Genomic DNA, 222 nt, shown 5'->3' on the forward strand with positions numbered 1-222 from the left:
GTACACATCAAACTGGGAGAATTGCTCGGGTAAATAGTCGTTGACGTAGTACTGATAGGCCAATTTAATGCCTTTAACATCACCCTCACCTTGAATGTAGTGACTGGCAACGCCATGGCGAGGCTCTGCCTGAGCCGGCGTGATAACGAGCGAACTTAGCGCTAAGGTTAATGGGAGGATTACTGCTTTCATACGTCTGTGTTTAGCTGCTAAAAAGTAGTG

General features: G+C 46.8%; 1 pseudogene. It reads right to left on the bottom strand.

Annotated features, from left to right (window positions below):
- Window positions 1–192 (bottom strand): annotated as a pseudogene (locus CWC14_RS19510) (acyloxyacyl hydrolase); the annotation flags it as partial.
- Window positions 193–222 lie beyond the last annotated feature (30 nt).

It is taken from the genome of Pseudoalteromonas sp. S3260 (assembly GCF_005886925.1).
Taxonomy (GTDB): Bacteria; Pseudomonadota; Gammaproteobacteria; order Enterobacterales; family Alteromonadaceae; genus Pseudoalteromonas; species Pseudoalteromonas tetraodonis.